The following is a 14,561-nucleotide window of genomic DNA, read 5'->3' as shown; positions in this document are numbered from 1 at the left end:
AAGTGTCACAATATGAATCACACAAAATGCCGATTCGGGAATCCCCAATAAACTAGATGTGTGCATGCCCTAGGGCGAAGGCCGGGACCCATACGCCGCGGCCAAAATTTGCCGAAAAAGGAAGACAACGACCAGCGTGTACAACCAATGCCCGCTGGTGGTTATGGGTCCCGGCCTTCGCCGGGACGACATAAATAGCGCGCGCGAATTACCGTCCCAGCGCCAGCGCGATCAGGCCGATCGTGCCGGCGATCACGCGCCACCACGCGAAAAACGTAAAACCGTGGCGCGTGACATAGGTCAGGAAGGTCTTCACCACGATCATCGCGGTGATGAAGGAGACCACGAAGCCGATTGCGACGACGCCGAGGTGGTCAGTCGTCATCTCGCCGCGGTTCTTGTAGAAATCATAGGCGAACGCGCCGATCATGGTCGGGATCGCCAGGAAGAACGAAAATTCCGCTGCCGAGCGCTTGTCCGAGCCGAGCAGCATCGAAGCCACAATGCTGGCGCCGGAGCGCGACACGCCGGGAATCATCGCCACGCACTGCGCGATGCCGATCCACAGATACATCATCAGCGGGAACCGCGTGGCGTCGAACTCGCGCGGTTTGAGCTCGAGCTGATCGACCCAGATCAGGATTGCGCCACCGACGATCAGCGAGAAACACACCACCCACGGATTGAACAAAAGTTCCTTGATGTATTTGCCGGCAACCAGGCCGACGATCACCGCCGGCAGGAACGCCACCAGCACGCCGATGACGAAGCGCCGGTCGTCGGGATTGGAGAACATTCCGAGTGCGACCCGCCACAATTTGGCGAAATAGAGGACGACGATTGCGAGGATCGCGCCGAGCTGGATCAGCACGATGAAACTCTCCCAAAACGGCCCCTCACCGAGGTCGAAAAATTTCTGCGCCAGCAACAGATGGCCGGTCGAGGAAACCGGCAGGAATTCCGTGACACCCTCGATGATGCCGAGAATCACCGCCTTAACTGCATTTGACATCATGATTGGGTCCGTTCCGATCGAAATCAGCCGAAAAAGCCGCGCCCTTCTCGCCTATTCGAACCCGTCTCGCAATCGCAAAAAACCAGCAAACACCGGTTGCCTCGTATGCAGGCTCGGCTATAGCGTTTCGAGCGAACCGACACCGGATCGCATAGCAATCTGCCTTACGCAGATTGCGGAAAACGCGTCGAAACCAGTGATTGCGGCCTCCCTTCCGATTTCAATCGGGACCCGAATAGGGTCTAGTGGCTCCGTTCGATCGACGCGGCCTTGAACAGATTGAGGGTTTTTTAAGCGCCGCGAACTAACCCCAAGGATCTAATTCAAGGATTCCTGATCCAAGGACTTCCAATTCCAAGGACTTCCGATTCAAGGACTTCATGTACACGCTGCACCATCATCCGTTCTGCCCGCATTCGCGTTTCATTCGCCTGATCCTCGGCGAACACGGCCTCGATTTGCGCCTGGTGGAAGAGCGGGTCTGGGAACGTCGCGAGGCGTTTCTCGCGCTCAACCCCGCGGGCACCACGCCGGTCCTGATCGCCGAGGGTTATCCCGCGATACCCGGCGTCGGCATCATCGCCGAATATCTCGATGAGGTGCATGGCCCTGGTGCCGACGAGCGGCGGATGCTGCCGGTCTCGATGGGCGAGCGCATCGAGGTGCGCCGGCTGATGGCATGGTTCAACGAGAAATTCTTCGAGGAGGCCTCCAATCCGCTGGTGACCGAGCGCATCTACAAGCGCTTCATGAGCGAGGAGAATGGCGGCGGCGCCCCGGCGGCCGACGTGATCCGCGCGGCCAAGGTCAATGTGCGCTATCATCTGGCCTATATCGGCTGGCTGGCGCAGACGCGGAACTTCCTTGCCGGCGACCGGCTGACCTACGCGGACCTCGCCGCCGCGGCGCATCTTTCGGCGATCGATTATCTGGGCGACGTGCCATGGAGCGAGGACGACGCGGCAAAGGCGTGGTACGCGCGGGTGAAATCCCGCCCGTCGTTCCGCCCGTTGCTGAGCGAATGGCTGGCCGGCGTGCCGGCGTCGCAGAGCTACGTGGACCTCGACTTCTGAACAAGGCCAAACTCTCCGGCGAAGACCTCAAGGCCGCGCTGGCGCATGAAGCGCGCGCGCTCGGCTTCGATGGCATCGGCGTCACCGGTCCCGAAGCGATCGCGCAGGCCGGCATGCATTTTCGCGAATTCCTTCAGACCGGCGCCCATGGCGACATGGACTGGCTCGCCGCCAGCCCCGAGCGCCGCACCGATCCGCGCGTGCTGTGGCCCGGCGTGCGCTCGGTGATCATGCTCGGCGTCAACTACGGGCCGGATGAAAATCCGCTGCACATTCTCGAAAAGCGCACGCGCGGTGCGATCTCGGTCTATGCCCAAGGTGACGACTATCACGATCTGATCAAGAAGCGCCTCAAGGCGCTCGCGCGATGGCTGGTCGCGATGTCGGGCGACGAAGTCAAAGTGTTCGTCGATACCGCGGCCGTGATGGAAAAGCCGCTGGCGCAGGCGGCTGGATTGGGCTGGCAGGGCAAGCACACCAATCTGGTGTCGCGCGAGTTTGGATCATGGCTGTTTCTCGGCGCGATCTACACCGCCTCCGACCTGCCGCGCGACGAGGCGGACGCCGATCGTTGCGGCTCCTGCCGCGCGTGCCAGGACATCTGCCCGACCGCGGCATTCCCGGCGCCCTACAAGCTCGACGCGCGCCGCTGCATTTCCTATCTCACGATCGAAAACAAGGGCCCGATCCCGCGCGAATTCCGCAAGGCGATCGGCAACCGCATCTATGGCTGCGACGATTGCCTCGCCATATGCCCGTGGAACAAGTTCGCGCAGCAAGGGCGCGAAACAAAACTCGCCGCCCGCGCGGAATTGCGTGCGCCAGCACTTTCGGAATTGGCCCGGCTCGACGATGGCGCGTTTCGCGCGCTGTTTGCAAAATCGCCGGTCAAGCGTATCGGCCGCGACCGCTTCATTCGCAATGTGCTGATTGCGGTCGGCAACTCCGGCGATGCATCACTGGCGCATGAGGCCGAGCGCTTGCTTGACGACGAAAGCGCGCTGGTGCGGGGCGCAGCAGTCTGGGCGCTGTCGCAGCTGATGCCACCGGAGGCCTTTGCTGAACTGGCGAGCCGCGCCGCGGCCGGCGAGACCGACGCGACTGTTCGCGCGGAATGGATGGATTGCGCCCTGCCCGCTTGATTTTGTCGCGCGGTTTCCGTCATGTTCGCCGGCCATGACAAACCAGCCCTTCTTCGCCAAAAACGGCGACGCCTTCATCCCCAATCCGGTTTCGAACGGTCCGTGGGACCCGAGTTCGATGCATGGTCGCGTCGTGGTCGGCCTTCTGGCCCACGTGATCGAGGAGCGTCACGGCTCCGACGAATTCGTGCCGGCACGGCTGACGGTCGACATGTTCCGGCTGCCGGACATCCACACACCGGTGGAAGTCACCACGCGGCTGATCCGCGAGGGCCTGCGGATCAAGGTGGTGGAAGCCGAGTTTTTCTCCGGCACCACCCGCATGGCGCGCGCCTCCTGCCAGTTGTTGCGCCGGACGGAAAATGCGCCGGGCAATGTCTGGTCGCCGTCGAACTGGGACGCGCCGCTGCCCGAAACGATCCCGGCGCCGACCGACCCCAAGCTCGGCATGAACGGCAAATGGACGACCAGGCCGATCACAGGCCACATGGGCTCGCTCGGCCCCCGGCGTTTATGGATGAGCGAGGTCCGTGAGCTGGTCGAGGGCGTGCCGATGTCGCCCTTCGTCCATGTCGCAACCGGTGCGGATTTTGCGAGCCCGTTTGCCAACGCGGGCGATAAGGGCCTCGGCTACATCAACAGCGACGTCACGCTCTATCTGCACCGCCTGCCGGTGACGCGCTGGATCGGCTTCGATGTCGTCAACCATCACGCCAGCGACGGCGTCGCGATCGGCGAGTGCTGGCTCTATGACGAGAAGGGCCCGATCGGCACGTCGACGGTCGCCGCACTGGCGCAGAAGAAGCCGATGACGAACGTGCCGCCGCCGTAGCATCCTTCCGTCATTGCGAGCGAAGCGAAGCAATCCATATCTCCACTCGGGGACAGATGGATTGCTTCGTCGCTATCGCTCCTCGCAATGACGGCTGCGCCGTCACTCCGCCAAATGCCGCGCCATCTCGGGCCGCGCCTTCAGCGCGGCGCCCTGCTTGGCGACGATCTTGGCGATCCGCTCGGGCGCAAAATTCAGTTGGACAAAAGCCGGCGCGGTGTTGGCGACCTCGTGATATTCGAGAATCTTGCCGTCGCGCAGCCGCATGATGGAAACGCCCTCGAACATCGCCCGCGCGCCCTTGGCTTCCGGCAGCGTCGAGCGGTAGCTGAACGTATAGCGCGCATAGAGCGTCTGGCCGTCGCTGACGGGGCTGTGCATGTCCCAGCGAAAATCGGTGGCCGTGCGATAGAACCAGTCGTCGATCAACTCGGCGATTTTGGCGCGGCCGGCGAACGCGCCATAGAACACGTCGTGATAGACGCCGTCTTCGGTGAACAATTCGGCGAACGCCTTGCCGTTGTGCTGTTCGACGCCGTCGCAGAACGCGCGCAGCAGCTCCGATGTGTTCATGGGGTTTCCTTTCCCTTGCGTTTTTCTTCCCCTCTCCCCTTGTGGGAGAGGGTGGATCGAATGAGCGTTAGCTCATTCGAGACGGGTGAGGGGTTGTCTCCGCAAATGCAGTGCCCGCGGAGAGAACCCCTCATCCGGCGCTTCGCGCCACCTTCTCCCACAAGGGGAGAAGGGAAGAAGAACCTACCCGATCTCCGCCACAGCGGCGATGATCCGGGCGATGTCCTGCGGCCGCGACAGGCGGTGATCGCCGTCCTGGATCATGGTCAACACCACGTCCTCGCTCGGCAGCCGGTGCGCCAGCGCGAACGCGTGCTGCCACGGCACATCAGGGTCCTGCGCGCCCTGCAGGATGCGGACGGGGCAACCGACCTCGATGGCGCTGCCGAGCAGAAGGTGATTGCGGCCGTCCTCGATCAGCGCGCGCGTGATCGGATAGGGGTCGCCATCGCCATATTGCGACGGCCGCATCCAGACACCCTTGGCTTGAATCTCCTGCTGGATTTCAGGCGTGAATTGGTTCCACATCAACTGTTCGGTAAAGTCAGGCGCCGGCGCGATCAACACCAGCCCCGCCAAGCTCGCTTGCGCGCTCGCTTCCCGCTTTGCAATCTCGCGCGCCAGCAGCAGCGCCATCCAGCCCCCCATCGACGAGCCGATCACGACCTGGGGGCCGCGACAAAACCGCGCGAACACGGCAACGCTCTCCTCCAGCCAGCGCCCGATGGTGCCGTCGATGAAGGCGCCGCCGGATTCGCCATGGCCGGAATAGTCGAACCGGACGCAGGCGCGGCCCTGTTCGGCGGCCCACGCATCCAGCGCCAGCGCCTTGGTGCCCTTCATGTCGGAGTTGAAACCACCCAGCCAGATCAGGCCGGGAGTACCTCCGGCCCGGGCTCGCACCGCGATTTTGCGCTTGTCCTCGCCGCTACCCACCTCGATGAAGGCCGGTTCCTGATCGTTTACCGCTGAATTGGTCATGGATTCGCTACTCTTGCCCGCTGCTTTGTCGGCGAGCCCACCTCTTGGGTCAACCACCGGTCAACGCCGGCAAACGCACAGGCAATAGCGGGGCTGTCCTTGCGGAACGTGCCGTTGCGCTATATTTGCCGGGCGTGACCAAAATGCCTCGCATTTGACGGTTTTCGAGCGCAGATGGCGAGTTCGCTTGCTCAGCGCCGCGTATTGCTTCAAAATATAGCCTTCCTTCACAGCATTGGAGAATTACCCATTCGCCGTCCCAACAGAGCCCCGCCCGCTGCAGCCAAAGACGGGCCGCGCACCAATGATGAAATCCGCAACGCGCAGATCCAGCTGATCGATCAGAACGGCACCAACCACGGAACAGTCGAGACCGTGGTAGCCGTCAAGATGGCCCTTGAAGCGGGCATGGATCTTGTCGAGATTTCGCCGAACAATAATCCTCCCGTTTGCAAAATCATGGACTACGGGAAGTTCAAATATTCCGCGCAGAAAAAAGCCGCTGAAGCCCGCAAGAAGCAGAAGGTCGTCGAGATCAAGGAGATCAAGCTGCGGCCTATGATCGACGATCACGATTACGACGTGAAGATGCGCGCGATGCAGCGGTTCTTCGAGGAAGGCGACAAGGTCAAGATCACCCTGCGCTATCGCGGCCGCGAAATGGCCCACCAGGAGATCGGCACCAAGCTGCTGGACAAGGTCAAGGCCGACGTCGCCGAAATCGCCAAGGTCGAGCAGGACGCGCGATTCGAAGGCCGCCAGGTCGTGATGGTACTGGCGCCGCGCTAACCAGCGATCCGCGCCGTTCGTGTTTGTAGATCAATAGTGGAACACGCCCTCGGAGTTGCTCCGGGGGCGTTTTCAATTGCGAGAGGCCACGTTGGAGATGCCTCCCTGGCGTCACGCCGACACCTCGACGTCCCGGCGTTCGCGGCTCGAAATCATGGCGGCATCGATGCACGCAATGATGTGCCGGCCGTAGTCGCCGGTAACCGGCACATCCATGTCATGAACGATCGCCGCCGCCATTGCCTGCCATTCTCTGACGACGGCGTTCTGCATCCACGCTGGATCATGGGAGCTCGGAACGTCGGTCCACTTTCCATTCTGTCCGATGGCAACCCCGCGATCGAAGTCGATCCGGAGCGTGCCGCGCTCGCAGACGAGGTCGAGATCGAAGGTTCCGCCGCCGTCCCGGAAGCCGATGCTGGCCACCTGGGCGAACCGGCCGTCGGTAAAGCGCAGCAGCATCATGGCGCTGTCATCGGCTTTTTGATCGTGAAACGACGTGCTGACCGCGGCCGAAATCGACCCGACCCGGCCATTCATCAGCCAGACCAGCTGGTCCAGCGCATGGATCCCGGCGGTCAGCAGCATGCCGCCGCCGGTGGCGGGATCAAGGTGCCAGCCACGGCGGTTCTGCTCCATCCAGATTTTCTGCAGCGAACTCGACCCCGTCACGGGCTTGCCGAGTTCACCGCGATCCAGGATCTGGCGCGCGACGAGGCAGGGCCACACGAAATGCATGATCTGCCCGACCATCAATTTGCGACGGCCGGTTTCGGCGGCCGCAATGATGCGGCTGCATTCGGCGACCGACAGCGCCATCGGCTTTTCCAGCAATACGTGCTTGCCGGCTTGCAGCGCCGCCACCGCCAATTCGCAATGCAAATGATGCGGGGCCGTGATCGCGACGGCGTCGACCGACTTGTCACCCAGCATCGCGCGCCAATCGCCATATGGCTTGCCGCCATGTTCGGCGGCGAAAACTTCGGCGAGCGCCAATTCCTCCGCGCACACGGCGACGATGCTGATATCCGGAACGGTCGCAATCGCGCGTGCATGAAAGGCGCCGAAGAATCCGGCGCCCAGAATGCCAACTCCCAGCATTGAGTATCCCTTGTCCAGCGCGCGGCCCGCGCGCGTGTCCTCAAGCTACGTCAATGCGGCTTCGGCGACCAAATCAGCTGCGTGTGGCCTGCCAGGTACCGCTGCAACGGTCACCCGTGATGATGCCGCTCCATGAGCCGGCGCCGCTGGTGCGGGCAAGCCGGCCGCCGCCGCTGGCCTTGGATGCGCCAACCGACACGTTGACGGCAACCGCGCCGCCACGGCTGACCGAGCCGGAGACCCTGCCCCCGCCTGCCGATGACACCCGGGTTCCCATCACCTGGAACGGGACGCTGTAGCCGGAACTGCAATTGCCCCGGGTGGTGGCGAACACCACGTTCCAGGTGCCGTTGTAGGCGCCTGAGGCTCTGGCAGCATCGGCGGAGGAGGGCACCGCGGTCACGGCAAGCGCCGCGAACACGGGGAGCCAGCGCAGGGTCGAAAAGTGGGAAAAGGTGGGGAAGCGGGAAATGGAACGATGAAATCTGGTCATTTTGGTCCTGTTTCGGGCTGGGACTGGGATCACATCAACGACTACGTCACAGCACAGGGTTTACCGGTTCAACGTTGCAAACATGCGTCTGGTCTGCCATAAGCCCAGCCTTCATCGCCCGGCTGATTAAGGGCTGCCGTGTCGATGACCCCGTGCGGGTGGTTTCGTTTTCGAAAAAACCTGAGCACTTTCAACGCTCTAACGAGCATTTTAAGCCGCAAAAGCGCGCCTCGGGGCGCGTTTTCCTGTGGCCATAGGAGAGCCAAATGCCCAAGCTGAAGACCAAGTCAGGCGCTAAAAAGCGCTTCAAGGTGACTGCCACCGGCAAAGTGATGCACGCCCAGCGCGGCAAGCGCCACGGCATGATCAAGCGGACGAAGAAGCAGATTCGTCAGCTCCGCGGCACGCGCGTGCTGTTCAAGACCGACGGCGACAACGTCAAGAAGTACTTCTTGCCGAACGCCTGATCGCGCTCGCGTTTCCGATTTAGCCGGCCGCGTGCGCGCGGCAATCCGTCACCTGATTTCAGATTTTAAGGATAGCAGTCATGTCTCGCGTCAAACGCGGTGTGACCTCTCACGCCAAGCACAAGAAAGTCTACAAGGCCGCCAAGGGCTTTTCCGGCCGCCGCAAGAACACCATCCGCGCCGCCAAGGCCGCGGTCGAAAAGGCCGGGCAATATGCCTTCCGTGACCGCAAGCGCAAGAAGCGCACGTTCCGCGCGCTCTGGATCCAGCGCATCAATGCCGCGGTCCGTCCGTTCGGCATGACCTACAGCGTCTTTATCAACGGCCTCTCGAAGTCGGGCATCACGGTGGACCGCAAGGTGCTGTCGGATCTCGCCATCACCGAGCCGGCGGCGTTCCAGGCGATCGCTGAAAAGGCCAAGGCTGCGCTCGCAGCCTGAGGCGCTCGACTCGAGGCGTCAGCGAGCCCGTGCAGGGCTCGCGGCTTTCAGCGCTCGCTGCGAGTAGCGCTGGGCGACTTTCGCCCGGCAGAATGCCGCGAACGAAATATACATGGTGCCCTCCTCGCCGCTGTACTTGCGGTCGCAGGCATCCTTTTCGCGCTGATAGGCCTTTTTCTGCTGCGCCTTGAGGCGGGCGAGGAAGTCGCCCTCGCATTTCTCTTCAACGGCGTCGGTGAGCCCAACGTCGCCGGTGGCCCCGCCCGAGCAGGCCGAGGCGATTTGCATGGCACGGTTGCAGCTCGCCGCCTTCATCGCGGTCAAGACGTCGTCCCTCGACTTCGCCGGACAATCCTCGGCGGCGGCGGGTGCGGCAAACGACAGAACGAGGGCCAGAACGGCCACCCCAGGTCCAAAACGCATCGCGTGCTCCTTCTCGAACTCATCTTGAGTAGAGCGCACGGGATCAAGGGTTCAAAAGCCGCCTGCTTCAGTTACGGGCTTTTTGCTTGACGTTTTAGCCCGGGAGCGGCGACAACCGGCGGCCTTTTGCGAAAGAGATTTGACCGTGTCCGACCTCACCACACTCGAACAGACCATCCTCACCGATATCGCCACCGCCGCCGACGAAGCCGCGCTCGAAGCGGTGCGCGTTGCCGCACTCGGCAAGAAGGGATCGATCTCCGCGCTGCTGGCAACGCTCGGCAAAATGTCGCCGGACGAGCGCAAGACCCAGGGCGCAGCGATCAACGTCGCCAAGGACAAGGTCACGCAGGCGCTGACCGTGCGCCGCGATATCCTGAAATCGGCCGCACTCGACGCCCGCCTCGCTTCCGAGACCATCGACGTCACGCTGCCGCTGCGCGATGCCGTCGCCGAACAGGGCCGCATCCATCCGCTGAGCCAGGTGTTCGAAGAGGTCAACGTCATCTTCGCCGATATGGGATTTTCCATCGCCGAAGGTCCTGACATCGAGACCGACGATTACAACTTCACCAAGCTGAATTTCCCCGAAGGCCATCCGGCGCGGGAAATGCACGACACGTTTTTCTTCAATCCGAAGGAAGACGGCTCGCGCATGCTGCTCCGCACCCACACCTCGCCGGTTCAGGTGCGCACCATGCTGAGCCAGCAGCCGCCGATCCGCGTGGTGTGCCCGGGCCGTACCTATCGGATCGATTCCGACGCGACGCATACGCCGCAGTTCCACCAGGTCGAGGGCCTCGTCATCGACAAGGGCTCGCATCTCGGCCACCTCAAATGGATCCTGCATGAGTTCTGCAAGGCGTTCTTCGAGGTCGATCACATCAACATGCGGTTCCGGCCGTCGTTCTTCCCGTTCACGGAGCCCTCGCTCGAGGTCGACATCCAGTGCCGGCGCGACAAGGGCGAAATCCGCTTCGGCGAAGGCGAGGATTGGCTGGAGATTCTCGGCTGCGGCATGGTGCATCCGAACGTGCTGCGCGCCTGCGGCATCGATCCCGACCTCTATCAGGGCTTTGCCTGGGGCATGGGCATCGATCGCATCGCGATGCTGAAATACGGCATGTCGGATCTGCGGCAGCTGTTCGACAGCGACGTGCGCTGGCTCAACCATTACGGCTTCAAGCCCCTCGACATCCCGACGCTGGCGGGAGGATTGAGCACGTGAACCTCCGAGACCACCGTTGCGGAGAGAGCCCCCACCCTAACCCTCCCCCGCAAGAGCGGGAGAGGGAACGGACCGCGCTTGGGGTAAATAGCTTTCATTCCATCCGCACGACAGGTCAGACTCCCTCTCCCGCTTGCGGGGGAGGGTTGGGGTGGGGATCTCTCCACACCGGAGGTATCTATGGTTGATCCGGAAGCTCCTACCTGGAACGTCTCGAAGCAACTCCGCACGCACGCGCGCGAACTCAGAAAAAACTCCACCGACGCTGAACGTATCCTCTGGTCTGAACTCCGCGATAACAGGCTGAACGGCATAGGCTTCCGGCGCCAGGTGCCGATCAAGAACTACATCGCCGACTTCGCCTGCCATGCAGCAAAACTGGTGATCGAGCTCGACCGCGGCCAGCATTATTCGGATCAAGCTGAGCAAGCTGACGCGGTTCGATCGTCCGTGATTGAAACCAGAGGCTTCAAGGTTCTTCGCTTCAGCAATCTTGACGTCATGGCAAATCGCGCAGGCGTCCTTGAAACAATTGCCGCCGCCGTTGCGGAGAGAGCCCCCACCCTAACCCTCAAAGAGCGAGCTTCGCTCGTCTCGACCCGCAAGCGGGAGAGGGGACAAGAGAAGCAACCATCATGAAATTCACGCTCTCCTGGCTGAAGGAACATCTCGACACCGACGAGCCGCTGGAAAAGCTCGCCGACAAGCTCACCATGATCGGGCTTGAGGTCGAGCAGATCGACGACAAGGCCAAGGCGCTGGCGCCGTTCTCGATTGCGCGGGTGATTTCGGCCGAACAGCATCCGAATGCGGATCGCCTGCGCGTCTGCATGGTCGATACCGGCGCAAAAAACGAACAAGGCTTGGGCGCACCGGTGCAGGTGGTTTGCGGCGCGCCGAATGCGCGCGCCGGCCTGATCAGCGTGTTCTCGCCGCCGGGCACGTTCATTCCCGGCAAGAACATCACGCTCGGCGTCGGCACCATCAGAGGCGTCGAGAGCCGCGGCATGCTGTGCTCGGCGGCCGAGCTGCAGATTTCCGAAGACCATGACGGCATCATGGAGCTGCCGGCCGATGCGCCCATCGGTGCGCCCTACGCGCAATGGGCCGGGCTCGGCGATCCCGTGATCGAGATCAACCTGACGCCGAACCGGCAGGATTGCACCGGCGTGCACGGCATCGCCCGCGATCTTTCCGCCGCCGACATGGGCAAGTTCAAGGATCCCGGTATCCGCCCGATCAAGGGTGAATTCCCCTGCCCGGTGACGGTGACGGTGGAAGACGCCACGCTGTGCCCGGGCTTCGCGCTGCGGCTGGTGCGCGGCGTCAAGAACGGCCCGTCGCCGGAATGGCTGCAGAAGCGCCTGGCCTCGATCGGGCTACGGCCGATCAACGCGCTGGTCGATATCACCAACTTCATGACCTACGACCGCGCCCGGCCGCTGCATGTGTTCGACGCCCAAAAGGTAACGGGCAATCTCACCGTGCGCCGCGCGCGCGACGGCGAGAGTCTGCTGGCGCTCGACGGCCGCACCTACACGCTCGATCCCGGTATCTGCGTGATCGCGGATGAGCATGGCGTGGAGTCACTGGCCGGCATCATGGGCGGCGAAGCCTCCGGCTGCGACGAGAACACGACCGACGTGCTGATCGAATCGGCGCTGTGGAACGAGATCAACATCGCGCAGACCGGCCGCAAGCTCGGCGTCAATTCGGATGCGCGCTATCGCTTCGAGCGCGGCGTCGATCCGGCGTTCATGGTGCCCGGGCTCGAGCTCGCGACCAAAATGGTGATGGAACTGTGCGGCGGCACGCCGTCGGAGAACGTCGTCGTCGGCAACCCCTTCGGCGAAGACCGCGTGATCGACTTCCCGCTGAGCGAGGTCAAACGCCTCGCCGCCATCGAAGTGCCGCTGGTCGAGATGAAGCGCATCCTCAGCCATCTCGGCTTCATGGTGGCTGGCAACGGTCCGATCGTGAAGATCGCGGTGCCCTCCTGGCGTACGGATATCGGAGGCAAGGCCGATATCGTCGAGGAGATCGTGCGCATCGTCGGCGTCGACAAGGTGCCGATGACGCCGTTCGAGCGCGGTGATGCGCCGCGCAAGCCGGTGCTCACCACGATCCAGCTGCGCACCCGCCGCGCCAAGCGCGCGCTGGCCGCCCGCGGTATGGTTGAGGCCGTGACGTGGTCGTTCATTTCAAAGCCCGCGGCGGAATTGTTCGGCGGTGGACAGGCCGAGCTCGCGCTCGCTAACCCGATCGCATCAGACCTCTCCGACATGCGGCCGAGCCTGCTGCCCGGCCTGATCGCCGCGGCGCAGGCCAACGCCAATCGCGGCTCGTCCGATGTCGCGCTGTTCGAGGTCGGCCAGGTTTTCAAGGGTGACAAGCCGGAAGACCAGCTGGTCGCGGCTTCCGGCGTGCGCCACGGCTTTGCCTCCGCCAAGGGCATGGGACGGCACTGGTCCGGCTCGGCGGAGGCCGATGCGCTCGACGCCAAGACCGACGCGTTTGCGGTGCTCGCGGCCGCCGGCGCGCCGATGCAGGCGCTGCAGATCGTACCGGGCGGCGCGAGCTGGCTGCATCCGGGACGCTCCGGAACCATCCAGATCGGCCCGCAAAACGTGCTGGGTTATTTCGGCGAATTGCATCCGCGCACGCTGGAGGCGCTCGGCGCCGACGGGCCGCTGATCGCGTTCGAAGTGATCCTCGATCGCATTCCCGACGCCAAGCAGAAGCCGACCCGCGCCAAGCCGGTGCTTGAACTTTCCGCGTTCCAGCCGGTGTCGCGCGATTTTGCCTTCATCGTCGATCGCCCCATCAAGGCGGGCGATATCGTGCGCGCCGCGCAGGGTGTCGACAAAAAGCTGATCACGGGCGTCACCGTATTCGACGTCTACGAAGGCAAGGGCATCGACGATGCGAAGAAGTCGGTCGCGATTGCCGTGACCATCCAGCCGCGCGAGAAAACGCTCACCGACCAGGAGATCGACGCGGTGGCGGCGAAGATCGTGGCCGAGGTAACCAAGAAGACCGGCGGCACCTTGCGCGCATGATGCCGAACGGCGTGAGCGGTTCGGACATCACGCCCAAAAACACGTTCTAGAAACTGAACATGAGCCTCGAAGGCCTCATCCCCGCCAGCGTCAGCCTCACCGCCGCGATCGCGATCTGCGCGATTGCGTTCGTGTCCGGCTTGGCGCGCGGGTTTTCCGGTTTCGGCTCCGCGCTGATCTTCATGCCGCTGGCGAGCAGCATGGCGGCGCCGCAGCTGGTAGCGGCGCTGCTGCTGATCATCGATTTCATCGCGGCCGCGCCGCTGGTCCCGAACGCGTGGAAACAGGCCGACCGCAGGGCGACCGCGGTGATGGTGTTCGGCGCCCTGATCGGCGTTCCCATCGGCACCTATTTCCTGAGCCGGCTCGAACCGGTCACCACGCGCTGGATCATTTCCGCCTTCGTGTTTGCGCTGCTCTTGCTGCTGCTTTCCGGCTGGCGCTACCGCGGCAAGGACCACGCAAGCATTTCCGTCGGCATCGGCGGCGTATCCGGCTTTTGCAGCGGGCTGGCGCAGACCGGCGGGCCGCCGATCGTCGGCTATTGGCTCGGCCGGCCGATCGCCTCCAACATCGCACGGGCGAACATCCTGCTGTTCTTCGGCGCCTCGGATTTCTTCTCGGTCGTCAGCTACAGCCTGACCGGGCTGATCACGATGGATGCGATCAAGTTCTCACTGGTGGTCGGGCCCATCTACGGCATCGGCGTCTGGCTCGGCGCCTCCTTGTTCGGCCGCGCCAGCGAAGCATTGTTCCGCGCGATCTGCTACGCGCTGATTGCGATGGCCGTGATCGCCGGCCTGCCGACGCTGGATGGCGTGTTGCGCTAACGGCAACGCGATTCCAAATGCATCGTCGTCCCGGCGAAGGCCGGACCCATACGCCGCGGCTGCAGTTTGGCGGAAGGTATCTGCTACCTTTGCCTTAGCGTGAGATCACGCGGTA

16 protein-coding genes are annotated in these 14,561 nt (G+C 63.1%); 10 read left to right on the top strand and 6 right to left on the bottom strand.

What is annotated here, in order from left to right; genetic code table 11:
• Positions 1 to 208: 208 nt before the first annotated feature.
• Complete coding sequence (locus JQ567_RS24310; RefSeq protein ID WP_212441138.1) at positions 209 to 1,015, bottom strand: undecaprenyl-diphosphate phosphatase; 807 nt, start codon at positions 1,013 to 1,015, stop codon at positions 209 to 211.
• Positions 1,016 to 1,395: 380 nt separating this feature from the next.
• Here JQ567_RS24310 and JQ567_RS24305 point away from each other — a divergent pair, with 380 nt between their 5' ends.
• Genes JQ567_RS24305 through JQ567_RS24295 form a run of 3 tightly spaced genes read left to right on the top strand, consistent with a single transcriptional unit; the run spans position 1,396 to position 4,062 of the window.
• On the top strand, positions 1,396 to 2,088 hold the full coding sequence (locus JQ567_RS24305) for a glutathione S-transferase family protein (RefSeq protein WP_212441137.1): 693 nt from the start codon (positions 1,396 to 1,398) through the stop codon (positions 2,086 to 2,088).
• Complete coding sequence (gene queG, locus JQ567_RS24300) at positions 2,037 to 3,230, top strand: tRNA epoxyqueuosine(34) reductase QueG (RefSeq protein WP_212441136.1); 1,194 nt, start codon at positions 2,037 to 2,039, stop codon at positions 3,228 to 3,230. Before JQ567_RS24305 ends, queG begins: the two co-directional genes overlap by 52 nt.
• Positions 3,231 to 3,264: 34 nt before the next feature.
• Positions 3,265 to 4,062 carry an acyl-CoA thioesterase domain-containing protein gene (locus JQ567_RS24295; RefSeq protein ID WP_212441135.1) on the top strand — a complete coding sequence of 266 codons (798 nt, stop codon included), beginning with the start codon at positions 3,265 to 3,267 and terminating at the stop codon, positions 4,060 to 4,062.
• A gap of 102 nt (positions 4,063 to 4,164) precedes the next feature.
• On the opposite strand, the gene JQ567_RS24290 is transcribed toward JQ567_RS24295, so the two are convergent.
• Complete coding sequence (locus JQ567_RS24290) at positions 4,165 to 4,635, bottom strand: nuclear transport factor 2 family protein (RefSeq protein WP_212441134.1); 471 nt, start codon at positions 4,633 to 4,635, stop codon at positions 4,165 to 4,167.
• Between the two features lie 183 nt (positions 4,636 to 4,818).
• Complete coding sequence (locus tag JQ567_RS24285) at positions 4,819 to 5,616, bottom strand: carboxylesterase (RefSeq protein WP_212441133.1); 798 nt, start codon at positions 5,614 to 5,616, stop codon at positions 4,819 to 4,821.
• Positions 5,617 to 5,865: 249 nt separating this feature from the next.
• On the opposite strand from JQ567_RS24285, the gene infC reads away from it, so the two are divergent.
• On the top strand, positions 5,866 to 6,405 hold the full coding sequence (gene infC, locus JQ567_RS24280) for a translation initiation factor IF-3 (protein WP_212441147.1): 540 nt from the start codon (positions 5,866 to 5,868) through the stop codon (positions 6,403 to 6,405).
• Between the two features lie 111 nt (positions 6,406 to 6,516).
• On the opposite strand, the gene JQ567_RS24275 is transcribed toward infC, so the two are convergent.
• Entirely contained in the window at positions 6,517 to 7,506 is a 990-nt protein-coding gene (locus JQ567_RS24275; protein WP_212441132.1) for a Gfo/Idh/MocA family protein, read from the bottom strand.
• Positions 7,507 to 7,579: 73 nt separating this feature from the next.
• Positions 7,580 to 7,999: a hypothetical protein gene (locus tag JQ567_RS24270; protein ID WP_212441131.1), complete on the bottom strand. Its 420-nt coding sequence runs from the start codon at positions 7,997 to 7,999 to the stop codon at positions 7,580 to 7,582.
• Between the two features lie 266 nt (positions 8,000 to 8,265).
• Here JQ567_RS24270 and rpmI point away from each other — a divergent pair, with 266 nt between their 5' ends.
• Positions 8,266 to 8,466 (top strand): 50S ribosomal protein L35, encoded by a 201-nt coding sequence (gene rpmI / locus JQ567_RS24265; RefSeq protein WP_008539890.1) that lies wholly within the window; start codon positions 8,266 to 8,268, stop codon positions 8,464 to 8,466.
• An 80-nt stretch (positions 8,467 to 8,546) separates the two neighbouring features.
• A complete protein-coding gene (rplT, locus tag JQ567_RS24260) occupies positions 8,547 to 8,906 on the top strand; it encodes a 50S ribosomal protein L20 (RefSeq protein WP_192736192.1) in 360 nt (119 codons plus the stop codon).
• An 18-nt stretch (positions 8,907 to 8,924) separates the two neighbouring features.
• On the opposite strand, the gene JQ567_RS24255 is transcribed toward rplT, so the two are convergent.
• On the bottom strand, positions 8,925 to 9,329 hold the full coding sequence (locus tag JQ567_RS24255; protein ID WP_212441130.1) for a hypothetical protein: 405 nt from the start codon (positions 9,327 to 9,329) through the stop codon (positions 8,925 to 8,927).
• A 145-nt stretch (positions 9,330 to 9,474) separates the two neighbouring features.
• Between JQ567_RS24255 and pheS the strand changes: the two genes are divergently transcribed.
• The 4 genes from pheS (at position 9,475) to JQ567_RS24235 (ending at position 14,446) form a co-directional block, all read left to right on the top strand.
• Positions 9,475 to 10,557, top strand: a complete 1,083-nt coding sequence (gene pheS / locus JQ567_RS24250) for a phenylalanine--tRNA ligase subunit alpha (protein WP_212441129.1) — start codon at positions 9,475 to 9,477, stop codon at positions 10,555 to 10,557.
• Between the two features lie 180 nt (positions 10,558 to 10,737).
• Positions 10,738 to 11,196, top strand: a complete 459-nt coding sequence (locus JQ567_RS24245; protein ID WP_212441128.1) for an endonuclease domain-containing protein — start codon at positions 10,738 to 10,740, stop codon at positions 11,194 to 11,196.
• Positions 11,193 to 13,616 carry a phenylalanine--tRNA ligase subunit beta gene (gene pheT / locus JQ567_RS24240; protein ID WP_212441127.1) on the top strand — a complete coding sequence of 808 codons (2,424 nt, stop codon included), beginning with the start codon at positions 11,193 to 11,195 and terminating at the stop codon, positions 13,614 to 13,616. The genes JQ567_RS24245 and pheT overlap by 4 nt, the downstream gene beginning before the upstream one ends.
• A 59-nt stretch (positions 13,617 to 13,675) precedes the next feature.
• Positions 13,676 to 14,446 carry a sulfite exporter TauE/SafE family protein gene (locus JQ567_RS24235; RefSeq protein ID WP_212441126.1) on the top strand — a complete coding sequence of 257 codons (771 nt, stop codon included), beginning with the start codon at positions 13,676 to 13,678 and terminating at the stop codon, positions 14,444 to 14,446.
• Positions 14,447 to 14,561: the final 115 nt, after the last annotated feature.

This window comes from Bradyrhizobium sp. AUGA SZCCT0431, assembly GCF_018131065.1.
In the GTDB taxonomy this organism is placed as follows: domain Bacteria; phylum Pseudomonadota; class Alphaproteobacteria; order Rhizobiales; family Xanthobacteraceae; genus Bradyrhizobium.
The sequence above is the reverse complement of the archived record's forward strand: the minus strand, read 5'-3'. Positions and strand labels throughout refer to the sequence as shown.